This is a genomic window from Nocardioides sp. NPDC057767 (assembly GCF_042798275.1).
Classification (GTDB): domain Bacteria; phylum Actinomycetota; class Actinomycetes; order Propionibacteriales; family Nocardioidaceae; genus Nocardioides.
In genome coordinates this window covers 76,148-101,474 of the sequence record NZ_JBHVKJ010000015.1, presented here as the reverse complement: position 1 = coordinate 101,474, position 25,327 = coordinate 76,148, and the positions used below count along the sequence as shown (strand labels likewise).

Annotated in this window: 22 protein-coding genes; 11 read left to right on the top strand and 11 right to left on the bottom strand. The window is 70.4% G+C overall.

Translation table 11 applies throughout. The features are described from left to right. Positions 1-59: 59 nt before the first annotated feature. From ACFVDI_RS10315 to ACFVDI_RS10285, 7 genes are all read right to left on the bottom strand, one after another. The gene (locus ACFVDI_RS10315; RefSeq protein ID WP_378903871.1) at positions 60-359 is read right to left on the bottom strand and encodes a chorismate mutase; all 300 of its coding nucleotides are present in this window, start codon (positions 357-359) and stop codon (positions 60-62) included. Positions 360-402: 43 nt separating this feature from the next. After that, positions 403-771 carry a thioredoxin gene (trxA, locus tag ACFVDI_RS10310; RefSeq protein ID WP_378903868.1) on the bottom strand — a complete coding sequence of 123 codons (369 nt, stop codon included), beginning with the start codon at positions 769-771 and terminating at the stop codon, positions 403-405. Between the two features lie 107 nt (positions 772-878). After that, positions 879-1,019, bottom strand: coding sequence for a hypothetical protein (locus ACFVDI_RS10305; RefSeq protein WP_328529202.1), 141 nt, complete (start codon positions 1,017-1,019; stop codon positions 879-881). A gap of 83 nt (positions 1,020-1,102) precedes the next feature. Further along, positions 1,103-3,310 carry a DEAD/DEAH box helicase gene (locus tag ACFVDI_RS10300; RefSeq protein ID WP_378903865.1) on the bottom strand — a complete coding sequence of 736 codons (2,208 nt, stop codon included), beginning with the start codon at positions 3,308-3,310 and terminating at the stop codon, positions 1,103-1,105. Between the two features lie 282 nt (positions 3,311-3,592). Then, a complete protein-coding gene (locus tag ACFVDI_RS10295; RefSeq protein WP_378903862.1) occupies positions 3,593-4,282 on the bottom strand; it encodes a hypothetical protein in 690 nt (229 codons plus the stop codon). Positions 4,283-4,365: 83 nt separating this feature from the next. Continuing rightward, positions 4,366-5,124 carry an alpha/beta hydrolase family protein gene (locus tag ACFVDI_RS10290; protein ID WP_378903859.1) on the bottom strand — a complete coding sequence of 253 codons (759 nt, stop codon included), beginning with the start codon at positions 5,122-5,124 and terminating at the stop codon, positions 4,366-4,368. 43 nt (positions 5,125-5,167) lie between these two features. After that, entirely contained in the window at positions 5,168-6,550 is a 1,383-nt protein-coding gene (locus ACFVDI_RS10285) for an NAD-dependent succinate-semialdehyde dehydrogenase (protein WP_378903856.1), read from the bottom strand. A gap of 134 nt (positions 6,551-6,684) precedes the next feature. Here ACFVDI_RS10285 and ACFVDI_RS10280 point away from each other — a divergent pair, with 134 nt between their 5' ends. Continuing rightward, on the top strand, positions 6,685-7,533 hold the full coding sequence (locus ACFVDI_RS10280; RefSeq protein ID WP_378903853.1) for an acyl-CoA thioesterase domain-containing protein: 849 nt from the start codon (positions 6,685-6,687) through the stop codon (positions 7,531-7,533). Positions 7,534-7,629: 96 nt separating this feature from the next. Here the strand turns inward: ACFVDI_RS10280 and ACFVDI_RS10275 are convergent, their stop codons facing one another. Then, the gene (locus ACFVDI_RS10275; RefSeq protein WP_378903850.1) at positions 7,630-9,813 is read right to left on the bottom strand and encodes an Eco57I restriction-modification methylase domain-containing protein; all 2,184 of its coding nucleotides are present in this window, start codon (positions 9,811-9,813) and stop codon (positions 7,630-7,632) included. 177 nt (positions 9,814-9,990) lie between these two features. Between ACFVDI_RS10275 and ACFVDI_RS10270 the strand changes: the two genes are divergently transcribed. Then, a complete protein-coding gene (locus tag ACFVDI_RS10270) occupies positions 9,991-11,151 on the top strand; it encodes a galactosyldiacylglycerol synthase (RefSeq protein ID WP_378903847.1) in 1,161 nt (386 codons plus the stop codon). Here ACFVDI_RS10270 and ACFVDI_RS10265 read toward each other — a convergent pair. The 3 genes from ACFVDI_RS10265 to ACFVDI_RS10255 all read right to left on the bottom strand — a co-directional run bounded on the left by ACFVDI_RS10265 (position 11,040) and on the right by ACFVDI_RS10255 (position 14,794). Continuing rightward, the gene (locus ACFVDI_RS10265) at positions 11,040-11,951 is read right to left on the bottom strand and encodes an amidohydrolase family protein (RefSeq protein ID WP_378903844.1); all 912 of its coding nucleotides are present in this window, start codon (positions 11,949-11,951) and stop codon (positions 11,040-11,042) included. The two genes, ACFVDI_RS10270 and ACFVDI_RS10265, sit on opposite strands and share 112 nt — an antisense overlap. A gap of 11 nt (positions 11,952-11,962) precedes the next feature. Beyond that, entirely contained in the window at positions 11,963-12,835 is an 873-nt protein-coding gene (locus tag ACFVDI_RS10260; RefSeq protein WP_378903841.1) for a ribonuclease HI, read from the bottom strand. Between the two features lie 96 nt (positions 12,836-12,931). Beyond that, positions 12,932-14,794, bottom strand: coding sequence for an AMP-dependent synthetase/ligase (locus tag ACFVDI_RS10255; protein WP_378903838.1), 1,863 nt, complete (start codon positions 14,792-14,794; stop codon positions 12,932-12,934). Positions 14,795-14,975: 181 nt separating this feature from the next. Between ACFVDI_RS10255 and ACFVDI_RS10250 the strand changes: the two genes are divergently transcribed. The 9 genes from ACFVDI_RS10250 (at position 14,976) to ACFVDI_RS10210 (ending at position 25,307) form a co-directional block, all read left to right on the top strand. Further along, entirely contained in the window at positions 14,976-16,151 is a 1,176-nt protein-coding gene (locus ACFVDI_RS10250; RefSeq protein WP_378903836.1) for a 4-hydroxybenzoate 3-monooxygenase, read from the top strand. A gap of 62 nt (positions 16,152-16,213) precedes the next feature. Continuing rightward, positions 16,214-16,879 (top strand): DUF2470 domain-containing protein, encoded by a 666-nt coding sequence (locus ACFVDI_RS10245; protein WP_378903833.1) that lies wholly within the window; start codon positions 16,214-16,216, stop codon positions 16,877-16,879. An 84-nt stretch (positions 16,880-16,963) separates the two neighbouring features. Beyond that, positions 16,964-18,004: a diiron oxygenase gene (locus ACFVDI_RS10240; protein ID WP_378903830.1), complete on the top strand. Its 1,041-nt coding sequence runs from the start codon at positions 16,964-16,966 to the stop codon at positions 18,002-18,004. A 43-nt stretch (positions 18,005-18,047) separates the two neighbouring features. Beyond that, the gene (gene gndA, locus ACFVDI_RS10235; RefSeq protein ID WP_378903827.1) at positions 18,048-19,505 is read left to right on the top strand and encodes an NADP-dependent phosphogluconate dehydrogenase; all 1,458 of its coding nucleotides are present in this window, start codon (positions 18,048-18,050) and stop codon (positions 19,503-19,505) included. 61 nt (positions 19,506-19,566) lie between these two features. Continuing rightward, positions 19,567-20,322: a class I SAM-dependent methyltransferase gene (locus ACFVDI_RS10230; RefSeq protein ID WP_378903824.1), complete on the top strand. Its 756-nt coding sequence runs from the start codon at positions 19,567-19,569 to the stop codon at positions 20,320-20,322. A 98-nt stretch (positions 20,323-20,420) separates the two neighbouring features. Next, positions 20,421-20,894 carry a MarR family winged helix-turn-helix transcriptional regulator gene (locus ACFVDI_RS10225; RefSeq protein WP_378903822.1) on the top strand — a complete coding sequence of 158 codons (474 nt, stop codon included), beginning with the start codon at positions 20,421-20,423 and terminating at the stop codon, positions 20,892-20,894. Between the two features lie 21 nt (positions 20,895-20,915). Continuing rightward, positions 20,916-23,354 carry an MFS transporter gene (locus ACFVDI_RS10220; RefSeq protein ID WP_378903820.1) on the top strand — a complete coding sequence of 813 codons (2,439 nt, stop codon included), beginning with the start codon at positions 20,916-20,918 and terminating at the stop codon, positions 23,352-23,354. 6 nt (positions 23,355-23,360) lie between these two features. After that, on the top strand, positions 23,361-24,179 hold the full coding sequence (locus ACFVDI_RS10215) for a YceI family protein (RefSeq protein WP_378903817.1): 819 nt from the start codon (positions 23,361-23,363) through the stop codon (positions 24,177-24,179). A 243-nt stretch (positions 24,180-24,422) separates the two neighbouring features. Beyond that, positions 24,423-25,307 (top strand): LysR family transcriptional regulator, encoded by an 885-nt coding sequence (locus ACFVDI_RS10210; protein ID WP_378903814.1) that lies wholly within the window; start codon positions 24,423-24,425, stop codon positions 25,305-25,307. Positions 25,308-25,327 lie beyond the last annotated feature (20 nt).

Sequence of the window (25,327 nt, the reverse complement as noted above, 5' to 3'; positions counted from 1 at the left end):
CAGGCCTATTACCGGCGGGTATATGGGCAGTTCGCTACCGGACTACCCGACAGACGTCCTCAGTCCTCGACGAACTGGCGGTGGTTGCGGATCACCTCGGCGATGATCACGTTGAGGATCTTCTCGGCGAACTCGGGGTCGAGCCCGGCATCGTCGGAGAGGCGGCGGAGGCGCTCGATCTGGATCGCCTCGCGGTTGGGGTCGGCCGGCGGGAATCCCGCGCGCGCCTTCAGCCGGCCGACCTGCTCGGTGCACTTGAAGCGCTCGGCGAGAAGGTGGACGAGGGCGGCGTCGAGGTTGTCGATGCTGCCACGCAGGCGCAGGAGCTCATCGTGGGCTGCGCTGTCGGGTTCGGTCACAGCGCTATCAAACCTGATGTCTTCCCCGGAGCCGCGACGAGTCTTACTCGCCGGACTCCTTCGCCGACTGCTCGGCCAGCGCCTTGTCGATGTCGAGGTCGACGACCGCGTCGATGACCTGCTTCAGCGCAGGCGCGGGCAGCGCACCGGGCTGCGAGAAGACGAGGTTGCCCTTCTTGAAGGCCATCAGCGTCGGGATGGAGGTGATGTTGGCGGCACCGGCGAGCGCCTGCTCGGCCTCGGTGTCGACCTTGCCGAAGACGATCTCCGGGTGCTGCTCGGAGGCGGCGTCGTAGATCGGGCTGAACTGGCGGCACGGGCCGCACCAGGACGCCCAGAAGTCGACGAGAACGATCTCGTTGTCGGTGACGGTGCTCTCGAAGTTCTCTGCGCCGAGCTCGACGGTGGGCATGGGGCTCTCACTTCCGGTCTGGAGTCTCGTGCGCGCCGGATCGGCGGGCACGTACGTCTCAACGTACGTCCCCTGCCAGGGATTCCCTCGGGTCAGGGCTGGTCAGGTCAGGGAAGGCGCTTGGTCTTCGGTCCGATGTGCCGCTCGATGCGGCTGCGTGGCTGCCCGGTCAGCTTGGCGACGATCGGCACCCGGAACACGTAGCCACCAACAGCCGCCGCGATGACGAGGAGAATGATCCAGAACATGTGAGCAAGCGTACGCCGCAGCACCCAGGCCCCACCTCAGGATTCTCCCTGAGATGGGGCCTGGATCGAGCCCGGGAACCCGGTCAGGCCGCGCGGCGACCCCGGCGACCCGACTCACGCTTGCGAAGCGCGTCGGTGAGCAGCGAGACCAGGGCCTCGAGCTGCACGTCGGCGGAGTCGGTGATCTCCTCGTCGGAGCCGTCCAGGGCGCGAGCCGCCAGGCCGGCCTTGGAGTCGATCAGCTCGGCGATCCGGGTGTCGATGGTCTGGCTCGCGATGATGCGCCAGGCGGTGACCGGCTCGGTCTGGCCGATGCGGTGGACCCGGTCGATGGCCTGGGTCTGCTCGGCGTCGGTCCAGGAGAGCTCGGCCAGGACCAGGTTGGAGGCGGCCTGCAGGTTGACGCCGACGCCGGCGGCGGTGAGCGAGCAGACGATGACCTCGACCTCGGGGTCGTTCATGAACTCGTCGATGGCCTTCTCGCGCGCCTTCGAGGTCTGGTCGCCGCGGATCGTGGAGTAGCGGATGCCGCGCTCCTCGAAGAGCTTCTGCGCGGTGTCCATGACCTCGATGTGCTTGGCGAAGAAGACGACCTTGCCGACGTTGCGCGCCAGCTGGGCGGCGTAGTCGGCGGCCAGCGACGCCTTGGCGCGACCGATGCGGCGCATCATGCCGAAGACGTTCTCGCCGGTGGAGGCGTCCTGGTCCTCGCGCTCCCAGGTGGCGACCCGACGGATCAGCTCGAGGTCGAGCTCGCCCGGAGCCGGCTTGGCGCCCGTCACCCGGGTCTCGATCGCGGTGTCGTAACGCTGCATCATCCGCTTGGCCAGCTCGGCCTCGGCCGCCCGGATCGAGCGGCCCTCGGCGTCGTCGAGCTCGACCGGGAGGTCGGCCACGCGACGCGCCGGGATGTCGCTGGCGACGTCGATCTTGCGCCGGCGCACGATGCCCTGGTTGACGACCACACGGCGGGCTGCGCCGTAGAAGCTGTTGTCCTGCGGCGTCAGCCCGGTCTCCTCGAGCCCCTCGAGCAGCCCGTTGAGCGGCTTGACGTCGTCGATCCAGCCCAGGAACTGCCAGATCGCCCGGAAGTCCTCGATGTCGTTGATCAGCGGGGTGCCGGTCAGGGCCATCAGCAGCGGGTTGGCCGTACGCTGCCGGATCTTCTCCGAGAGGGCCAGCACGTGCTGGGAGCGCTGGGAGGACTTGTTCTTGATGAAGTGGGCCTCGTCGACGACCATGCCCTTGAAGCCGAACTCACCGAGCCAGCCGACGTGGCGGTCGAGGATCTCGTAGTTGACCACGATGATGTCGGCGAAGCCGTCGATGTCCTCGCCGTTGCCGTGCACGACGGTCGCCTTCTTGGACGGCGTCCAGAGGCTGACCTCGCGGGCCCAGTTGGCCTTGACGACGTTGGGCACGACGACCAGCAGCGGGTAGGCGTTGGCCGCCTCGGCGGCGAGCAGCGCCTGGGCGGTCTTGCCGAGACCGGGCTCGTCGGCCAGCAGGTAGGAGCGGTGTCCCTCGGCCGCGGAGGCGACCAGCTGCGCCTGGTGGTGCATGAGCTCGCGGGTGCCGGGCGCCTCGACGTGGCCGGGCCCGTAGGCGGGCGGCTCGGGCAGCGGCATGCAGGAGGGGCCGGAGTCGGCGTACTCGAAGCTGCGGAACAGCGGCCCGAGCAGCTCCCAGCCGGAGAGCCGGCGAGCGTGCACCGGCGGGCGGGCGTTGGTGAAGTCGGGCGCCAGGAACGGGTTGGAGAGCTGGCGCTGGATGACACTCGTCGGCACCACGCGCTTGTCGGGGACGGCGACGGCGGGGGTCTCGTCCTCGTCCTCCTCCTCGTCCTCGGGCACGTCGACGCCACCGCGGGCCATCAGCTCGTGCTTGAGGTCGAGCGCGGCCTCGGAGATCTCGGCGTCCTCGGCGAGGAGCTCGAACAGGCGCGAGTCCATGGTCGCGGTCTTGGCCAGGATCGTGGCGATCCCGTCCAGACGCTTGAGCTGCTCGGCCCGGCGCCCGTCGTTGAGGGTCTCGTCCTCGAGCACACGGTGGCGCTCGTCTCGGGCGAGCAGCGCGACGACCTGGAACTTGGTGCGTACGTCGGGCATCGCCGATCGGCGCTGCACGGCCGACTCGACCTCGCGGACGACCTGGGCGAGCACCGGGATGATGCCCTCGTTGTCCTTGTGGACGCCCTTGCGGCGACCGTTCTGCCCGGACCTGCCGGCATTGCCGTTGCTACGCGAACGGCCGGACCGGTTGTTGCGCCGGGTAGCGGCTCCCTGAGCCAACTGAATCCTCCTTGGGCCACGCACGGGTGAGTGGCATGTCCAAATGCCGACCCTCATCGGCCGGTCGCCCTCCCAGGGCTCGCGCAGGTCGATGGCTGACGACTGACGACCGCGTACAAACAGCGGATACGCGAGATCGGCGCCTCATCGACCGGGCAGTGACTCGTTCGGTCCCCACGACGAACGTCCACGAGCCGGGCGCTTGCAGCGAGTGTAACCCCACCCACACCGGTTAGTGGAAGTCTCGTTCGGTGTTTTCTGTCAATTGATCAAACATGCGTGTCAGGCAGGCCGCGGACGCGCCCGGTAGAACTCGCGTGCGCGCCGACCGAGCCGCTTGGTGGCGGTGTCCGAGAGCACCACGCCGATCGGGATGTTGAGCACCGGGATGCCGCGCAGGACGACACGCCGGGCCACCCGCGCACCGACGAGCTGCGCCATCGACCGGGTGGCCTGGACGGTCTTCCTCGTCGCCCACTGAGTGGCGGCGCGGACGCCGAACCGGCTGCCCGCGGCCCCCGCCGCGGTGCCGCCGCCGTCGAAGAGCAGATCCACTCCGGCCAACCTGAGGAACTCGTCGATCCGGGCGGGATCCTTCAGGTCGTGCCCGTACGCGGCGGCGATGTGCATCACCATGCGCTGCTCGATCCACGCCAGCGCGACCAGGTCTCCGAGGATGGCGGTTCCGGCCGCCGCGACGACCGCGGCAGGGCCACCGATGAGTGCCGGCACCTCGGCGACCGCGATCATCGCGCCGCCGCCGGCACCCTGCAGGCGGGCGAGCCGGCGGTGCTTCCTGATCAGCTCGTCGACGTACGCCTCGGGGTCGAAGCCGGGCTCCTCGCGGTCCGCGGCCACCTTCGTGGCGATCTCCGGGCCCTGGGTGGCCACCATGTGCCCGACCAGCACCTGCGGTGCCGCCGGACCGGCCTTGATCAGCTCCTTGACCGGGAACTTCGGCTTCTTGCTCATCTGCCCTCCGCGTCGCTCGACGACGGTGTCGCCTCCTGATGAGCAGAACCTATCCGAGGCAGGGCCCGGTCCGGCGTTACGACTCAGTCGTTCAGGTACTGGTCCACCCAGGCCGAGATGATCCGGGCCGCACGCTGGGCCTGGCCCCGCTTCGTGAGGAGGTGGTCGGAGCCCTCGAGCGCCACGAAGGAGCGCGGGTGGCGGGCGGTGTTGAAGATGTCGGAGGCGTTCTCGATGCCGACCGTGGTGTCGGTGGGGCTGTGCATGACCAGGAGCGGCTTCTTGAGCTGCATGATCTTGTGGCGCAGGTCGGCGCGGCGTACGTCATGGACGAAGGCCTTGCGCAGGGTCAGCGACTTGCCGCCTGCCATCCACGGCGACTCGCCGTCCTCCATCACCCGGGAGAGCACGGCGTCGTAGTTGTGCTCGACGTGGGCCGGCTGGAACGGGGCGCCGACGGTGGCCACCGCGTCGACCCCGACCGACTCGTTGGCCGCGGCAAGGACCGCGGCGCCGCCGAAGGAGTGGCCGACGAGCAGCTCGGCAGGGGTGCCGCGCTCGGCCATGAAGCGGGTGGCCTCGACGGTGTCGGCGACCTTGTGGGTGAAGGAGCCGTCGCCCCAGTCACCCTCGGAGTCACCCAGCCCGAGGTTGTCGAAGCGGAGCATCCCGATCCCCTCGGCGGCCAGCTGCTTGCAGATCCGCGCGGCGGCCGGAGAGTCCTTCCCGAGAGTGAAGCCGTGGCTGAACACTCCCCAGCCACGCACCTCACCCTCGGGCAGGTCGATGAGACCGGCCAGCATGGGTCCGGACGTACTCTTGAAGGTCACCTTCTCAGCCACGCCCAGGATTCTCTCAGAATCCGAGGTGACCGATCGGGTCCGCTCAGCGCTCGACGTAGAACAGGCGCTTGTTGAGGAACTCGTCGATCCCCAGCGGGCCGAGCTCGCGGCCGAAGCCGGAGCGCTTGGTGCCGCCGAAGGGCACGTCGGCGCCCTCGCCGGCCGGGGTGTTGACGTTGGCCATGCCGACGTCGAGCTGCTGGGCGACGGCGATCGCGCGGGCCTCGTCGGTGGAGAAGACGGCTCCGCCGAGGCCGTACTCGACCGCGTTGGCCAGCTCGACGGCCTCCTCGTCCGTGCTCACCTTGTAGACGACGGCGACCGGGCCGAAGAGCTCCTCGGTGTAGGCGCGCATCTCCGGTGTGACGCCGGTGAGGACCGCGGGGGCGAAGAAGGCGTCGGGGCCGTCGGAGATCTCGCCGCCGGCGTGCAGCGTGGCGCCCTTGTCGACGGCATCCTGGATCTGCGCGCGCAGCGCCTCGGCGGCCTTGCGGGCCACCAGCGGGGAGTAGACCGTGTCGTCGCCGTCCTCGCCCTCGAGCGGCTTCATCGCGGCGGCGCGCTTGGTGAGGGCCGCGACGAAGTCGTCGTAGACGCCCTCGTTCACGATCATCCGCTTGTTGCCGTTGCAGACCTGACCGACGTTCTCCATCCGGGTGGCCCAGGCGGTCTCGGCGGCCTCGTCGATGTCGTCGGAGTCGAGGATGATGTAGGGGTCGGAGCCGCCCAGCTCGAGGACGACCTTCTTCAGGTTGCGGCCGGCGGCCTCCGCGACCGCGGTGCCGGCGCGCTCGGAGCCGGTCAGCGACACGGCGCGCACTCGCGGGTCGGCGATCATCGTGGCGATCTGCTCATGGGTGGCGTAGAGGTTCTGGTAGACGCCCTCCGGCAGGCCGGCGTCCGCGAAGATCTTGGCGATCGCGGCCGAGGAGCGCGGGCAGTTCTCGGCATGCTTGAGGATGACGGTGTTGCCGGCAACCAGGTTGGGCGCAGCGAAGCGGGCGACCTGGTAGTAGGGGTAGTTCCACGGCATCACACCGAGCACCGGGCCGAGCGGGAGGCGCTGGATGACCGCCTTGCCCTCGTGGCCGGGCAGGTCGGTCTCGGCGAGCAGCTCGGGGCCGTGGTCGGCGTAGTAGGCGGTGATCTCGCCCGAGAACTCGGCCTCACCCGCCCCCGAGGAGGTCTTCTTGCCCATCTCGGTCCGGATGATCGCACCGAGCTCCGCGGCGCGCTCGGTGAAGAGGTCGGCCGCGCGCTTCACGATCGCGGAACGCTCCTCGATCGGGGTCGAGCGCCAGGCTGCGTACGCCTCCTGGGACCGCGCCAGCGCCTCCTCCACCTCGGTGTCGGTGGCGAACGGGAAGGTCTCGATCACTTCACCCGTGGCAGGGTCGGTCACCTGGTAGGGAGGCGTGGTGCTCATCGTCGTCCTCTTCGATCGGGGCTGCTTTGGGTGCGATGGTACGTGGTTTTAGACCGCTTGTAATGACGGAACCGTTACTATTTGCTGGTTTTCGCAACTGAATCCGAAGTTAGGACACGTTCTAGAATGTCCCCATGGATCTCGCATTCTTCCGGCGCACCGATGACGGCTTCGAGCCTACGCTGATGGCTCGCAGCATGTGGGCCGACGACCACATGCACGGCGTGGCCGCCAGCGGCCTGATCGCCCGCGGCCTCGAGGACCAGATCGAGGACCTCGGCCGCGCCTCCGAGCTGGTGCCGGCGCGCTATCACGTCGACCTGTTCCGGCCGCCGCGGATGGTCTTGACGAGGATCCGGACGAGCGTCGTACGCAACGGCCCCCGCATCGCGCTGCTCGACGCCGAGATGGTCCAGCCTGCCGGGGACGGCTCGGAACAGGTCGTCGCGCGGGCGACCTGCACCTACCTGCTCGCCGGCGAGAACCCGGCCGGGGAGGTCTGGTCGGCCACCGAGCGCGCCACTCCCCCGCCGCTGTCGGTGGCGCCGCCCACCTCCGAGCCCCACGTACCTTTCTTCGTCTCCGACAACCCCTGGTCCGACGACTTCGGCAAGCACCAGAACGCCGGGCGCCACGTCACCTGGCAGGTCGCGGTCCCCACCGTGGCCGGCGAGCCGATGACCCCGTTCCAGACCGTGGCCTCCATCGCCGACGCCACCTCGATGGTCACCAACTGGGGCAGCAACGGCGTCGAGTGGATCAACACCGACATCTCCCTCGCACTCGCCCGCCGCCCCGCCGGCATGGAGGTCGGCCTCGCCACCATCGACCACGTCGCCCACGAAGGCATCTCCGTAGGCACCGCAGAGGTCTTCGACCGCGAGGGCACCATCGGCACCGCCACCGTCACCGCGCTCGCCAACGCCAAGCGCACCGTCGACTTCACCGCTCCTGTCGAGGGCGGGCCGGCGACCCCCGTCTGACCCTGCCGAGACTGCAGTTGTGGTGGCCGAGTCCGCACTTGTGGGCGACGAAACTCTGGTTTCGTCGCCCACTTCTACGTTCTCGGCCACCAGGACTCACTTCTCGGCCGCCATTTCTGCAGATTCCGCGAGGGCTAGGTTCTGGGCGACGAGCTCGGCCATGAGGGCTCGCTGGCGGATCGGGGTGAGGCCGAAGCCGGACGGGGTCAGGTCGGGGGTGGCCAGGGACTCGTCGATGCCGTGCAGGCGGGCGGTGGCGTGGTTGACGTCGGTGATGGCCTGCCGGAGGTCGATGGTGGCGGGGTCGTGGGCGCCGGGGTCGCCGACGAGGTTGAGTACGCCGGTGATGCCGAGCCGGCGCTCGGCGCCGACCCGGTCCAGGGCTGCCAGGAGCGCCTCGCCGGCAGGTCCGAGCGGCGCGAGATCGACCGGGAACGGGTAAGTGGCGCGCAGGCGCGAGGGGTTGTAGCGGTAGGCGGTGTTGAGCATGGTGCCGCCGGCGCGCATCGCCCAGACGCGATGGAGGTCGGAGGCCAGGAAGGCGTACGCAGCCGCATCCTGCGTCGGGTAGACGACCAGACCGTTGGAGAACACATGGTCGGCACCGACCAGCACGGGCCACAGGTGCTTGCTGTGCTTGCTGAACGCGATGACGTGCGAGAGCCCGGCGGCGTCGCGGTAGAGCTCGTCGACCGGGCTGAGGAAGCCCCACCAGCGCTCCTTCAGCTGGGGGTACTTCACGAACTGGCGGCGGCGCTCGGCCCGCACCTTGGACCGCACCAGGCGTGCGAGCGCGCGGTCCTCGGCGAGCTCCTCGAGGCCGAGCTTGCCCAGGTCGAGCACGAAGCGGGAGGCGGTCGAGCCGCACGGAGTGACCAGGTCCTCGCCGCTCAGATACGGCCGCACGGTGTGACCGAGGGGGCCGCCGCCGAGCTTCTGCGCGTCGGACGGGGTCAGCACGAGCGAGCGCCCGAGCACGATCGTGCCCTGGTAGCCGTGCGGCAACGGGACGTCGAGGTCCAGCCGCGCCGGCTCCGGGAGCGAGAAACCGTCCTCGAGCGTTCCCGTGATCGCGGGGACCGAGCGGCCGTCGAGCCACGCGCTGTCGAGCGGCCGGGTGGTGAGCCAGATCTTCGCGAACCGCACGCCTGCCGTCGGCCACGGGGCCGACCGCTCCGCCCGGGCGACCTGCCAGCCGCGGTCGAGGAGCGCGCCGAGCCCGAACCGCGCGGTGTCACCCTCGCTGATCGAGTCAGTCGTGATCAGCCCGATCTCGCCTCGGCTGAGCGCAGCGGCCCGGAGCAGGAAGTAGATGACGTAGTCGGCCCGCCTCGTCGTACCGGCGGCGAGCGTGTGCGCGAGATAGTCACGCAGCTGCTGGCCGATCGCGTCGCGGACTCGCTTGACCCCGAGGTAGGGCGGGTTGCCGACCACCGCGTCGAAGCCGCCGCGCGCCATCACCTCGGGCGCGACCAGCGCCCAGTGGATCGGACGGACCACGGGAACGGGCAGGCGCCGGGCGCGGCCCAGCGCTGCGTACGCCTCCTCCAGCCGCTTTCCCGGGCGGCCGCCCAGTGGCAGCGCGACCGCGACCATCGCGTCGGCGTGGGCCAGCGGGTCGGCGAGGCCGGCCGGCAGCCCTTCGGCGTCGACGAGCCCGACCAGCGAGTTGCCGCACAGGATCCGGTCGTCGAGGAAGGTCAACGGCAGCGAGGGGTCTTCGCAGAGGAGCCAGAGCGACAGCTTGGCGATGTCTACCGCGACCGGGTCGATGTCGGCACCGTAGAGGCACCGGCCGACGACCTCGGCCATCGGCACCTGGCACGCCTCCGCCAGGTAGCGGGCAGAGGCGAGGAGGAAGACGCCGGTCCCGGAGGCGATGTCGACCACGGTCGTGTCGGGGGCCGCGATCGGCGCCAGGGTGTGCGCGACGACCTCGTCGGCGAGCTCGGGCGGGGTGTAGTGGGCGCCGTTGTCGCGCCGGGAGGAGTCCTCGAGCAGCGCCTCGTAGACGTAGCCGATCTCCTCCAGGACCAGATCATCCGCTACCATCCCGTCCGGGAACAGATGGTTCGACAGCAGATGATCCGGCATCGAACCGTCCGCGACAGCCGACAGCAGCGCCGCCTCGTCCAGAGCCGCGTCGGTGAGCACCATGCCCCGCGCCTCCGCGAAAGCCGCCACGACCCGGCGCATCACCGCGGCCACCGCCGAGGGGCCTCCGCCCAGCTCGACCACCGCCGACCGCGCACGCGTGCGCAGTTCTCGGGCCGTGATCACAGGATGAACCTTAGAACGCCCGCAGGTTCGGGGAGGCGAACCGATGGTGAAGAGTGACGCGCCGGGATGCCCCCGTTCACCACGACGTCACACCATGAGTACAGAATCCGGCGCATGTCCATCGACTCGGAGCGGCCCAGGCCCCTCCTCCAAATCGGGCCAGGCGCGACACCTCGCGTGGCGATCATCTCGGCGAGCTACGGCGCCGGCCACAACTCGGCCTCCCGGGAGATCTCACGAGCACTCGGAGAGGCCGGATGCGACGTCGAGATCTTCGACTTCGTCGACCTGATGCCCTGGCGGCTCGGGCGGAGCCTGAAGGTCGGCTACAAGATGCAGCTCCAGGTCAGCCCCGACTCCTGGGGCACCACGATGAGCCTGGTCATGCCGGGGCGCCCGCTCCACAAGCCCTTCAACCGCTTCCTCCGGCTCTCCACGCGCAAGATCACCGAGGCCGTGCGCGGCGCGGACCTGGTCATCTCCACCCACCCGTTCAGCTCCCAGGTCATCGGACATCTGCGCTCCACCGGGCAGCTCGACGTCCCCGCCGTCACCTACCTCACCGACGCCGCGGTCCCGGCGCTGTGGATCAACCCCGGCATCGACCTCAACCTCGCCATCCACGAGGTCGCCGCCCGCGAGGCGCGCATGCTCGGCGGCAACGCGGCGGTGGTCCAGCCGCTCGTCCCACCGGGGGCGGCGTACGTCCCGGGGCAGGTCTTCCCCGACCCCCTGGCCGACCTCCACCTGACGGGCCCGCGGGCGCTGGTCACCGGTGGCTCGCTGGGCGCCGGCGCGCTCGAGCAGACCGCCCTCGACATCCTCGAGCACAGCGACATGACCCCGATCGTCCTCTGCGCGACCGACCCCTGCCTCAAGCGCCGCCTGGAGCGGATCCCCGGTGTGGTGGCGCTCGGCTGGCGCACCGACGTACGCGCCCTGATGGCGACCAGCGACTGCGTCGTCCAGAACGCCGGCGGCTTCACCTCGCTCGAGGCCCTGGCCTCGGGCACCCCGGTGATCACCTACCGCTCGATCTCCGGCCACGGCGCCGCCAACTCCGCCAACCTGGACCGCGCCGGGCTGATCCCGTGGGCCCGCGACGAGATCGAGCTCGCCAAGCACCTGGTCGTCGCCGCCGAGTCGCCCCGGTTCAACCGGCTCGCACTCGGCGTCCCCGACATCGTCCAGCTCCTCACCGGCAGCCACGAGGAGACCGAGCCGGCTCAGCGGCCCGAGGACAGCCCGAAGAGCCTGGCTGCGTTCTCGTGGAGCACCCCGCGCGCCCACTCGTCCCCGAGCCCGAGGCCGAGCACCCCGTCGACCGCCTCGAGGTAGGGGTAGGGGATGTTCGGGAAGTCGCTCCCGAACAGCACCCGCTCCCCCAACGCCCCCAGCCGCGACAGCTCCGAGCCCGGGAACGGCGTGGTCGCCTCGGTGAAGGCGGTGAAGGCCATCGTCGTGTCCAGGTGCACCCCGTCGTACTTCTCCGCGAGGTCGAGGAACCGCGTGTAGTCCGGCAGCCCCATGTGAGCGATGATCAGCACCAGGTCGGGATAGCGGCCGAGCAGCGCCTCCATCCCGGCCGGCCCGGTGAACCGCCCCGGAGCGGGCCCGTGTCCGGAGTGGATCACCAGCGGCGTACGCGACTCCGACAGCACCTCCCAGACCGGGTCCAGGAGCGGCGAGTTGGGGTCGTAGTCACCGACCTGGACGTGCGCCTTGAAGATCTGCGCGCCCGCCTCGACCGCCTCCCGCACGTAGTCCCCGGCGCCTGGCTCCGGGTAGAACGTCGCCGACTGCAGGCAGTCCGGCTTGTCCGCCGCGAACTCCGCGGCCCACTCGTTCAGCCACGCCGCCATTCCCGGCTTGTGCGGATAGGTGAGCGCCGAGAAGCGACGTACGCCGAGGTCCCGCAGCACGCGGAGCCGCTCTTCCTCGGAGTGCCGGTAGGCGATCGGCCACGCCCGGCCGGTCAGCGGCCCGGCCGAGTCGAAGTAGGCCCACACCTTGTCGAGCATCCGCTGTGGCAGGAAGTGGGTGTGTACGTCGAAGATGCCGTCCAGGCCCAGCGCATCGAGCCGCGCGCGGATCTGCGCGGGCTCGTCCGGGGCGATGGTGACCGTCGGAGAATTCACACCGGCCGAACCTACCCGGCTGAGGCAGACCCCGAGGCCAACGGTGCGGCGAAGGTCTCCGCGATCGCCTGCGCCCTGCCGGGGATCTCGTCGGCGGTCAGCCCCCAGGTGCCCTCGGCGAAGCGCCGGGCCAGCTTCGCCAGCGAGTCGGCGCCCTCGTTGAGCGCCTCGCCGACATGGCCGCGTACCCACTCGAAGGAGAGCCGCTCAGACTCGCGACACAGCTCGTCGTGCATCCGGGTCAGGCCGGCGAGCTCGGCGCGGTGCTCGGTCTCGTAGCCCTTCGGCATCGACACCTCGCCACGCAGCCAGTCCTCGATCAGCGCGAGCGCGACGCGCGAGTCGGTCCTGATGGTCAGCGTGCGCCGCGGCAGCGCCCGCACCGCCTCCGCGATCGCCTGCAGCTCGGCCAGGACCACCAGGGAGTGCGGGTCCCGGATCCGGGCGTTGGGCACCTGCCGCCCGAAGCCGTGCTGACCGTCGCCGGCGAGCCATCCCCATCCGATGAACCCACGATGCGCCGAGCCGTCGGTCGCGACCACCAGCGGCGGCAGCGGGCCGGCCCGGTGGACCGCCAGCGCCTCCACGGCCTCGGCACGGATGTCCGCGTCGTCCTCGACGAACGGCACCACGCTGACCCCTGGATAGGCGTCCGCGATCTCGTCGGTCAGCATCCAGAACCGCGAGTTGGACGGCAGCGCGACCACGATCTGCACCGGAGCGAGCCGGATGAGGGAGTCGTACGCAGCCCCGACCGCCGCGATGATCGCGTCCTCCGTCCCGCGTGCCCCCAGCGATCCCGCCTCGCGCAGCCCCGGACCGGCCAGAACCCAGTCCCACCTCTCGGCGTCGCTACGCTCCTTGACGACGATGAAGCAACGCATTGCAGACCTCCTGACCCGCCCGAACAAGTCGATCTCGACGTTACCGGGCGGGTCCTGAGGACGAGAGGTCGGCGTCAGGATCCGGACGCCGACCTCTTACTGCTCGGCGGCGTAGAGCCCGTCGATGATGTCGGCGTACTTCTTGCTCACCACGCGCCGCTTGAGCTTCAGGGTCGGGGTGAGCTCCTCGGACTCGGCGGTCCACTCCTCGCCGAGCAGCTCGAAGGCCTTGACCTGCTCGGGCCGCGACAGCCGGGCGTTGGCCGCCTCGACCGCCTGACCCACCGCGCCGCGGATGACCGGGTGCTGAGCCAGCTCGGCGAGCGAGCCGGCCTCGACGCCGAGCTTCTGGGCGACCACGGGAGCGATCTCCCCGTCGAGGGTGAGCACGGCGACGACGTACGAACGGCCGTCACCGACCACCATCGCGTGGCCGACCAGCGGGCTCTCCTTGAGGAGGTTCTCGATGTTGGACGGGGCGATGTTCTTCCCCGCGGAGTTGATGATCATCTCCTTCTTGCGGTCGACGACGCTGAGGAAGCCGTCCTCGTCGAGCGAGCCGATGTCGCCGGTGTGCAGCCAGCCGTCGTCGTCGAGGAGCGCTGCGGTCGCCTCCGGCCGGCGTACGTAGCCAGGGGTCGTGATGGGACCGCGGAACAGGATCTCGCCGTCCTCCGCGATGCGCACCTCGATCCCGGGATGAGCCCGGCCGACCGTGCCGAGCCGGAAGCCGTCGGGCCCGTTGGCGGTCGCGGCACCGGTGGTCTCGGTCATCCCGTAGACGTCGTAGACCTTGATCCCCAGCCCGGCGAAGAACTTCGCGACCTCGAGCGGCATCGGCGCGGCCGCGCTCGCCGCCCACTCGACCTTGTCGAGCCCGAGCAGGGCACGCATGGTCGAGAGGACCGCGGCGTCCGCCTGCTCGAACTGAGCCTGCAGCTCGGGCGAGGTGGTCTGCCCGGTCTGCTGCGACTCGACGTAGGCAAGGCCGACCGCCATCGCCTTCTCCACGGCCTCCCGCTTGGCGTCGTCGGTCTCGGCGGCGAGCAGCGCGGTCACGCCGGTGCGGATCTTCTCCCACACCCGCGGGACGCCGAAGAAGCTGGTCGGGTGCACCTCCTGCAGCGTGCTGAGCAGCAGCGTGGGGTCCTGGATGAGGTAGACGTGGCCGCCGTTGAACTGCGGGATGTAGAGGCTGAGCACCCGCTCGGCGATGTGCGCGAACGGCAGGTAGGAGACCAGGATCCCCGGCTCCTCGATCCCCGAGGTCGACAGCGAGCTGGTGGTCTCGAAGACGATGTTGCGGTGGGTGAGCACCACTCCCTTGGGCTGCCCGGTGGTGCCCGAGGTGTAGAGCATCGTGACGGTGTCGTCGGGGGTCACCGCAGCACTGCGCGCGTCCAGCTCCTCCCCGACCCCGTCGACCGCGTCGAGGGCCTCCGCGCCCGAAGCCACGAAGTCGTCCCACCCGATCGCCCGCGGGTCGTCGGGCACCGCGGTGTCGATGGTGACGACACGGGAGATCTCCTCCCGCTTCAGCCCGAGCGCCCAGCGGGCGACGTGGTCGTCGGTCTCCAGCACCACGATCCGCGGGTCCGCGTGCTCGGCGACGTAGCCCACCTGGTCGGGCGCGAGGGTGTTGTAGATGCTGATCGGCACACCTCCCGCGAGCACGGCCGCCAGGTCGGCGATGATGTGCTCGATGCGGTTGGCGGCCATGATCGCGACCGACTCGCCCGGCTGGAGACCGGCCTTGACGTAGGCCGCGGCCAGCTCGCGGGCGCGCTGGTGCAGCTCGCCCCAGGTCAGGGTGCGCCAGCCGGTGCCGTCGGCGGTGTGCCGGTCGGAGAAGGCCGGCTCGGCGCCGCGCTCGGCGACCACCTTCGCAAGCACGTCGACCATGGTCTGGTCGCCGATCTGGGACTCGAGGGCGGCGCGGTCGGCGAGGACGTCGGGCATCAGGGCGCTCCTTCATAGGTTGTGACTGGGGTCACAGTTGAGTTGCCTCGACGGTAGGGATGCACCGGCGTGGACACAAGAGCACGTCCGCATCAGTTGATAATCCGTCGACGTTCCGGGTTTCCACTCGACGGAAAGCAGCGGTGGCGACGATCACCCGAACCGGAGTTGACTCGGCCCCATGACAGAAGAACGTACGCAGGTTGTGATCGTCGGCGCCGGCCCCGCAGGGATGCTGCTGAGCCATCTCCTCGCCGCCGACGGGGTCGACTCGGTCGTGGTGGAGACCCGGTCGGAGGAGTACGTCGCGGCCCGGATCCGCGCCGGGATCCTGGAGCAGTCGAGCGTCGACCTGCTCACCGAGGTCGGCCTCGGCGACCGGCTGGCCCGCGAGGCCGACGAGCACCGCGGGATCTACCTGCAGTGGCCCGAAGAGCGCCACCATCTCGACTTCGTCGACCTGGTCGGCCGGGCGGTCTACGTCTACGGCCAGACCGAGGTGCAGAAGGACCTGATCGATGCCCGCAGGGCCGCCGGGCAGGTCGTCCACTACGAGGTCGCCGACACCGCACTGCACGACATCGAGTCCGACCAGCCCTCGGTCACCTTCACCGACGCCGACGGGGTCGCACGGCGGATCCGAGCCGACGTGATCGTCGGCTGCGACGGCTCCTTCGGCCCCAGCCGCGGCGCGATCCCGGCCCGGGAGAGCTGGGACCGCACCTATCCCTACAGCTGGTTCGGCATCCTCGCCGACGTCGCGCCCTCGACCGACGAACTGATCTACGCCTGGCACCCCGACGGCTTCGCACTGCACTCGATGCGCTCAGAGAGCGTCTCCCGGTTCTACCTCCAGGTGCCGAACGGCACCGACCCGGCGACCTGGTCCGACGACCGGATCTGGGACGCGCTCGCCACGCGGCTCGGCCACGGCCAGAACGGCTGGACGCTGGAGTCCGGCCAGATCACCGACCGCAGCGTCCTGCCGATGCGCTCGCACGTCTCCACGCCGATGCGCCACGGCCGGCTCTTCCTTGCCGGCGACGCCGCCCACATCGTCCCGCCGACCGGCGCCAAGGGTCTCAACCTCGCCGTCGCCGACGTCGCGCTGCTGGCCCCCGCGCTCACCGCGCTGCTCAAGGGCGACCCGCGCCTGGCCGACGACTACTCCGAGACCGCGCTGCGCCGCGTCTGGCGCTGCACCCACTTCTCCTGGTGGATGACGACGATGCTGCACACCGCCGCGGACCCCTTCGACACCCAGCTCCAGCTGTCCCAGCTGCGCTGGGTGACCTCCAGCGAGCACGCAGCCGCCGGGCTCGCGGAGAACTACGCCGGTCTGCCGATCGGATTCTGAGGACCACTTGTCCCTCCAGTCGATCCATGTTTAGGTAAGCCTTACCTAAACATGGAGGTGTCATGGAGTCGACTCCCCGCATTGCCCGCAGCATCCTGTCCTGCCCTCGCGGGGGCAGCGTGGTGATCGACGGCATCCCCTACTCGATGGAGGAGCTCGAGATGCAGGGGTTCGCCGACGACGGCGGGCGGCCGACGTTCCTGTGCCCGCCCGAGCGGCGGATGGCGTACGCCGGCCGTCGCGGCAGCCACGTCGTGCTGGTCCTCCAGGGCGCGCTCGGCAACCGCGAGGCGGTCCGGCTGACCGGCACGCTGCGGTGGCTGCGTACGGATGCCTGCACGTGCTGCGAGACGGAGTGGGAGGAGGTCGTCATGGACGTCTCCAACGTCATGCTGGTCCGGCCCAGCGGTGAGGCGGTCCCGGTCCCCCTCGACGCCTTCACCGACCGCGACCTCGACCTCAACGACGGCGTGCTCCACCGCAACCAGGACCACCTCAACAACCACCACGGCAACGAGCTCCGTGAGGCGGTGGCGACCCGCTCCTACATCCCGGTCGACACCATCCTCGCTGCCCAGATCACCGGGCTCTGTGCCGACGGGTTCGAGTTCCAGTGGGTCGACGAGCGGGGCGCGCACAGCGCGCGCACCACCTTCGACCGCCCCGCCCGGACACCGGAGGATCTGGTCGCCGGCGTCCGGAAGGCGCTCGCCGCCGAGATCTGCTGATCGAGAAACACGCTCCATCCGGGGTTCCCGGGACGCAAATCCCATGTACATTGGTTGACAGACCAACGTCGCAAGGAGGCTCGGATGGTTGTGCAGACACTTCGCTCGATCGGTGGCTACGTGGGTGCGGTCGCCGGCACTCCGGTCCGGATGATCACGCCGGCCAGGCCGGTGGCCCGCCGGGAGTACGACGAGACGCTGCGTACGTTGTCGGAGGCGTCGGTCGAGAAGTACTTCAACGCGTTCAAGGACGTCGACTGGGACGCGCCGGAGATGGCCGTCGAGGAGGACGACGAGCGCTGGATCCTGCCCACGCTCGACCTGCTCGGCGCGCACCCGTGGTACCAGTCGCTGCCCAAGGCGCGGCAGATCGAGGTCGGCCGGCACCGGCTCACCGCGATGGTCAAGACCGGCTCCCAGTTCGAGCAGCTGCTGCTCCTCGGCGGCACCCAGTTCCTGATGGGCGTCGAGAACGGCGACCCCGAGTTCCGCTACTTCATGCACGAGCTCACCGAGGAGACCCACCACATCCAGATGTTCCAGGAGTTCACCAACCGGGTCTGCCCCGACGTCGTGGGCGCACCCGGCTGGCTGATGCGGTCCATCCCGCTCGTGGGTCATCTCGGCGCGCTCTACCCGGCCCTCTTCTTCGCGATCATCCTGGCCGGCGAGGAGCCGATCGACCACGTGCAGAAGGAGGCCATGCGCGGCGGCGGCACCCACCCGCTCCTGGACCGGATCATGGCCATCCACATCGCCGAGGAGGCGCGGCACATCGGCTTCGCGCACGCCTGGCTCGAGGAGCACGCTCCCTCGCTCAACCCGGTCTCGCGCCTCGCCCTCGGTATCCTCACGCCGCTCGCGATGCGCCTGGGCTCCGACGCGATCATCATCCCGTCCCGCGCCGACCGGGAGCTCATGGGCCTCCCGGACGAGGTCGTACGCGAGGTCTGGGGCACCGGTCCCGAGGCCGCCGCGTTCCGCCGCCACCTCTTCGCCGACGTCCGGATGCTCTTCGACAACCTGGGGCTGCGTACGCCGCTGACACGGTGGTCCTGGCGGGTGCTCGGCGTCGACGGCAGGCCGGCGCGCTTCCGCGCCGAGCCGCCCGGCGTCGCTGCTTGACGAGCGGAGTTGAATGGCATCACCGACTCAACCGAGGAGCACGATGCCGAACAACGACAGTGGCCGCGCGAACATCGGCGTGGTGGGCCTGGCCGTGATGGGGTCCAACCTGGCCCGCAACCTCGCCTCCCGCGAGGGCAACACGGTGGCGGTCTACAACCGCACCTACGCCCGCACCGAGGAGCTCGTCACCGATCATCCCGAGGCCGGGTTCATCGCCTCCGAGACGATCGACGACTTCGTGGCGACGCTGGCCAAGCCGCGCACGGCGATCATCATGGTCCAGGCGGGTGCCGGGACGGATGCGGTGATCGAGCAGCTGGCCGAGCGGTTCGAGCCGGGCGACATCATCGTCGACGGCGGCAACGCCAACTTCAACGACACCATCCGCCGCGAGCGCGAGCTGCGCGAGCGCGGCCTGAACTTCGTCGGCACCGGCATCTCCGGCGGCGAGGAGGGTGCCCTCAACGGCCCCTCGATCATGCCCGGCGGCTCGGCCGAGGCCTGGGAGACGCTCGGCCCGATCCTGAAGTCGATCGCCGCGGTCGCGGAGGGCGAGCCGTGCGTGACCCATGTCGGCACCGACGGCGCCGGCCACTTCGTGAAGATGGTCCACAACGGCATCGAGTACGCCGACATGCAGCTGATCGCGGAGGCCTACGACCTCCTGCGGCGGGTGGGCGGGCTCTCGGTGGAGCAGCTGGTCGACGTCTTCCGGGAGTGGAACTCGGGCGACCTGGAGTCCTACCTGATCGAGATCACCGCCGAGGTGCTGGCGCAGAAGGACGCCGAGACCGGCACCCCGCTCGTGGACGTCATCCTCGACGAGGCCGGCTCGAAGGGCACCGGCGTCTGGACGGTGCAGAACGCCCTCGGCCTCGGCATCCCGGTCTCGGGCATCGGCGAGGCGGTCTTCGCCCGGGCGGTCTCCTCCAAGCCGGCGCAGCGCGGCGCGATGCGGGCCTCGGTGACCAACCGCCCCAAGCCCGCCGAGGTGCCCGACACGTTCGTCGACGACGTACGCGCTGCTCTGTACGCCTCGAAGGTGGTCGCCTACGCGCAGGGGTTCGACCTGATCGTGGCCGGTGCGAAGGAGTACGGCTGGGACATCGATCTCGGCGCGCTCGCCAAGATCTGGCGGGCCGGCTGCATCATCCGGGCGCGGTTCCTCAACCGGATCGTGGACGCCTACGCCACCGCGCCCGACCTGGAGACGCTGCTGGTCGACCCCTACTTCGCCGACGCGGTCGCGTCCGGCGAGGAAGCGTGGCGCCGCGTCGTCGGGATCGCGGCCGCCTCGGGCGTACCCGCTCCCGGGTTCTCCTCGGCCCTGGCCTACTTCGACTCGCTCGCCGCCGACCGGCTCCCGGCCGCGCTCATCCAGGGCCAGCGGGACTTCTTCGGCGCGCACACCTACAAGCGCATCGACAAGGACGGCACCTTCCACACGCTGTGGTCCGACAATCGCTCGGAGATCGCGACGACGCCCTCGACGCACTGACCAAGAGGAGATACCGAACTTGGGTCTGTCGGCGTGGCGAGCGGCGGTCCTAGCCTGAAGCATGGGCTTCGACGTCGCCGCTGAGAGGTATGCCCGCTTCATGGGGCGCTACGCCGAACCGCTTGCGCCGCACTTCGCCGACTTCGCCCGAGTCAGCATGGGCCAGCGCGTGCTCGACGTCGGCTGCGGGCCGGGCACGCTCACCCGTGTCCTCGTGACCCTCACCGAGGCCCACCTGGTCGCCGCCGTCGACCCCTCGCCTCCTTTCATCGAGGCGGTCGCACGGCAGCTGGCCAGGGTGGACGTGCACACCGGCGTGGCCGAGGCGCTCCCCTTCGCCGACAACTGGTTCGACGTCTCGCTGGCACAGCTGGTCGTGCACTTCATGACCGACCCGGAGGCGGGGATCAAGGAGATGATCCGGGTCACCCGTCCCGGGGGCACCGTCGCCGCGTGCGTGTGGGACGGCGACACCGGTGCCGTCGCGCCGTTCTGGGCGTGCGTGCACGAGATCGACCCAGAGGCCGAGGACGAGGCCCTTCTCGCCGGCTCCCGGCTGGGTGACCTCGAGAAGCTGTTCAAGAAGCTTGGCCTTCGCAAGGTCGAGGCAAGTGGCCTGGTCATCCGCGTCACCCACCCGACCTTCGAGGACTGGTGGGACCCCTACACCCTCGGCGTCGGCCCGGCGGGTGACTACGTGGCGTCCCTCGACGACGCCGGCCGTACGGCCCTCGAGGAGGTCGCCCGGCGCCGGCTCGGGAACGGCCCGATCACGGTGACCGCCACGGCCTGGGCCGCCCGCGGCACCGTCGCCTGAGGCCCGCCTTCGGACCACGCCGTCGCCCGGCGCGCCAATTTGCATCGCTCCCCTATCCTCCATAAGGTTGTAAAAGTCAACCATTCAGAGGGGCGATGATGGAGCAGGCGATCTACCGCGACCTGATGCATCGACTCAGCGAGGTCGGGGCCGTCAAGAAGGGCCTCGCCCGCAGCCTCCCGCCCGACCTACCGGCCGGGTCCGCGGGCGTGCTGGGTCTGCTGAGCCGACACGGCGAGATGACGATCAGCGAGCTCACCGATCTGCTCGCCATCGACATCTCGGTGACCAGCCGCCACGTGTCGTACCTCGCCGACCAGGGCTGGCTGGAGCGCTCCCCCAACCCGGCCGACGGGCGCTCGCGCCTGCTGCGTCTGACCGACTCCGGGAGCGACCTGCTCGCCGGCTTCGCCGACCACATCACCGAGCTGCTCGCCGAGCGGCTCAGCGACTGGGACGACGACGAGGTGCACGAGCTGATCCGGCTGATGGCCAAGCTGCACGACAGCCTCGCCTGCCCGGCGCACCCCCTCACCCACGTACGCAACCAGCACTTCGCTCAACCCCGCTGAGCTCACACAGAAGGGAAGTCCATGGCAACGACGACAGCCGAGCGGACTCAAGCCGGTCCGCCGGGAGGCGCCGGCGACAGCTTCCACATGTCTCACCGCGAGATCATGGAGGCGCTCTCGGGCCTGCTGCTCGGCATGTTCGTGGCGATGATCTCCTCCACGATCGTCTCCAACGCCCTGCCGGAGATCATCGCCGACATCGGCGGCGGGCAGTCGGCCTACACCTGGGTGGTCACGGCCTCCCTGCTGACCATGACGGCCACCACCCCGCTGTGGGGCAAGATGGCCGACCTGTTCAGCAAGAAGCTGCTCATGCAGATCGCGCTGGTCCTGTTCGTGGCGGCCTCGGCCGTCGCCGGCCTGGCCCAGAACCCGGGCGAGCTGATCGCCGCCCGCGCGGTCCAGGGCATCGGCATGGGCGGCCTGACCGCACTCGCCCAGATCATCATGGCGGCGATGATCTCGCCGCGCGAGCGTGGCCGCTACTCGGGCTACCTCGGCGCCGTCTTCGCGGTCGCCACCGTCGGCGGCCCGCTGATCGGCGGCGTCATCACCGACGCCGACTCGCTCGGCTGGCGCTGGTGCTTCTACGTCGGCATCCCGTTCGCGGTCATCGCGTTCATCGTCCTGCAGAAGACCCTGCACCTGCCCGTCATCAGGCGCGAGGGCGTCAAGGTCGACTGGGCCGGCGCGTTCTTCATGGCCGCCGGCGTCTCCCTGCTGCTCATCTGGGTCACCTTCGCCGGCGACAAGTACGACTGGGCCTCCTGGGAGACCGCGGCCATGGTCGGCGGCTCCGTGCTGCTCCTGCTGATCTTCGTGCTCGTCGAGTCCCGGGCCAAGGAGCCGATCATCCCGCTGCGCCTCTTCGCCAACCGCACGATCACGCTCTCCTCGCTCGCCTCGCTCTTCGTCGGCGTGGCGATGTTCGCCGGCACGATCTTCTTCAGCCAGTACTTCCAGCTGGCTCGCGGCGAGTCGCCGACGATGGCCGGCGTGATGACGATCCCGATGATCGCCGGACTGTTCCTCTCCTCGACCATCTCCGGTCAGGTCATCACCCGCACCGGGAGGTGGAAGGCCTGGCTGGTCGTCGGCGCCCTCCTCATCGTCGGCGGGCTGGGTCTGCTCGGCACGATCCGCTACGACACCGAGTACTGGCACGTCGCCGTCTTCATGGCCGTCCTCGGCCTCGGCGTCGGCATGACGATGCAGAACCTGGTCCTCTCCACCCAGAACCAGGTCGCCCCCGCCGACCTCGGTGCGGCCAGCTCCATGGTGACCTTCTTCCGCAGCCTCGGCGGCGCGATGGGCGTCTCCGCGCTCGGCGCGCTGATGGCCCACCGGGTCACCGACTACGTCTCGGACGGTCTCGCGGACCTCGGCCCGCGCTATGCCACGCTCGCCCAGGGCACCTCGGGAGAGATCCCGGACATGGACAAGGTGCCCGAGCCGCTGCGGACGGTGCTGGAGAGTGCCTACGGCCACGGCATCGCCGACATCTTCCTGGTCGCCGCCGGCGCAGCCGTGATCGCGCTGCTGTTCGTGGTGTTCATCAAGGAGGTGCCGCTGAAGACCAAGGGCGGGCTCGCCCAGGCCGCCGAGGAGGCTGCCTCGGTCGACGGGCCGGCCGCGGTCGCCGAAGGTGTCGCCGGGGTGCCGGAGCAGCACGCGGCGCCCGCCTCCACGCCGGTCTCCACCGGGATCCCGCTGCACGGGGCCGTCCGCGGGTCCGGGAACATCCCGGTCCCGCACGCCGCGGTCACGCTGATCTCGCTCTCCGGGCGTCAGCTCGGCCGCTCGGTCGCCCACGCCGACGGCTCCTACTCGGTGGACGCGCCCGGCTCGGGGACGTACGTCCTCATCGCCTCGGCCGACGGCTTCCAGCCGCAGGCCTCCACGGTGGTCGTGGGCGGTGAGCCGGTGGCGTACGACCTCCTGCTCAGCGGCACCACCGGCCTCAAGGGCATCGTGCGCGGCGGCGAGGACGGTGCGCCGATCAAGGACGCGATGGTGATCGTGACCGACGTACGCGGCGACCTGCTCGCCACCGGCACCACCGTCGCGGACGGCACCTTCTTCATCGACGAGCTGGTCCCGGGGCCGGCGACGGTCGCGGTCAACGCCGAGGGCTTCCGCCCGCACGCGGTGCCGATCGAGATCGGTGCCACCGGGGTGACCCGGATCGAGGTGGAGATGGTCACCGGCGCCCGGCTGACCGGCGTCGTCCGAGCCGCTTTCGGGCCGCTCGCCGACGCCCGGGTGACGCTGGTCGACGCCGCCGGCAACGTGGCCGGGACCGCGACGACCGGCCCGGACGGGGCGTACGCCTTCGCCGATCTCGACAGCGGCGACTACACCGTCCTGGCGACCAGCTATCCGCCGGTGGCCGGTGCCGTGAGCCTCACCGGCCACGGTGTCGACAGCCACGAGATCGTCCTCGCCCACCCCGAGGACTGATCGGCGATGGCACTGACCGCACAGATCCGCACCAGCGACGGCTGGCCCGTGGCGCACGCGGTCCTCACCCTCACCGACACGGCCGGCGGTCAGGTGCTGCGCGCCGAGGCCGACGAGGACGGTGTCGTCACCGACGACACCGTCCTCGCCCCCGGGCCGTACGTCGCGATCGTCACTGCCATCGGCTGGTCCCCCACCGCGGCGACCGTGCTGGTGACCGGCTCCGGTCTCGCTTCCCTCGGGACCGTCACGCTGACCCGTCAGGGTGACACCTCGCTGCCGCCTCCCGGCCCGTGGACCATCGATCCCGCCCACTCGAGCGTCGGCGCGGTCGCGCAGCACCTGGGCATCTCGAGCGTGCGCGGCCGGTTCACCGACTTCTCCGGCGTCGTCGAGGTCGCGCCCGATCATCTGGAGAAGTCCCGCGTCGAGGCGGTCATCCGCGCCGCCTCGATCGACACCGGCAACCGGATGCGCGACGACCACCTCCGCAGCGGCGACTTCCTCGACGTCGACGCGTTCCCCGAGATCGTCTACCGTTCCACCGGCCTCACCCCCGCCGGCGCGGACCGCTGGACCGTCCACGGTGACCTCACGATGCACGGCCAGACCCGCCCTGTCGGCCTCGACGTCGCCTACCTCGGCACCGGACCGGACGCCTGGGGCGGCACCCGCGCCGCCTTCCGTGCGACCGCCCAGCTGCGGCGCGAGGACTTCGCGATGAACTACAACCAGGCCGTCGCCGCCGGCATCGCCGCCATCGGTACGACGCTCAAGATCGAGCTGGACATCCAAGCAGTCCAGGGCGACTCGCTGCCGGGCTGAGCCGAGACGTCAGCCGCGTCGCCCGAGGCGTCAGCCGCGTCGCCCGAGGCGTCAGCCGCGTCGCCCGAGACGTCAGCCGCGTCGCCCGAGACGTCAGCCGCGTCGCCCGAGACGTCAGTTGCGTCGGCCGAGTTGGCAGTTCCGTGCCGGCTCGGCCGACGTACGTGACGCCTCGGCCGACCGGGGCGACGCCTCGGCAGACAGATCACTGACGCCAGACTGAGACTCTGCGAGTATGAGTGCATGGAGCTGCGCCATCTTCGCTACTTCGTCGCCGTCGCCGAGGAGCGCCACTTCGGGCGGGCGGCGCAGCGGCTCCACATGGCGCAGCCGCCGCTGTCGCAGCAGATCCGCCAGCTCGAGGCCGAGCTGGGGCTGACCCTGCTCACCAGGACGACGAGACGAGTCGACCTGACGCCGGCCGGGGCTGCGTACCTGGAACGGGCGCGGGAGATCCTCGGCGCCGTCGACGCCGCCGCGCGCGAGGCCGCGAGCATCGCCTCCGGTCGGCGCGGGCGGCTGCTGATCGGGTGCGTCGGGTCGGCGACGTACTCACTGCTCCCTGCCCTCGCGCGCACCCTGCGCGCGGAGCTGCCCGAGGTGGAGTTCGGCTTCCGGGGCGAGATGCTCTCGCCGGACCAGGCCGCGGCGCTCGTCGACGGCACCCTCGACCTCGGCCTGCTCCGTCCGCTCCCCGACTCTCCCGGCCTGGCGATCACCCACCTGCGCCAGGAGGACCTGCTGGTGGCGATGCCGAAGGATCACCGGTTCGCCGCCCGTCGTCGCGTACGTGTCACCGATCTCGACGGCGAGGGCCTCGTCATCCACGCCGGCAGCGGCCGCTCGGCGATGAACGCGATGATCCAGAACCTCTTCGACGAGGCCGGGATCAGCACCCACATCGCCCACGAGGTCGCCGAGACCTCCACCCTGGTCACCTTCGTGGCCGCCGGCCTCGGCGTCGCGATCGTCCCCGAGCCGACCGCTGCCCTGGCCGTACCCAACGTCGTCTACGTCCCCTTGGCCGGCACCCCCGGCGTCGAGCTCGTCGCCGCCACCCGCGCCGGAGACGAGAGCCCCCTGCTCGCCCGCGCGCTCACCATCCTGGCCGGCCTCAGCAACACCTAGCCGACTCGGCGGGCGGGGCG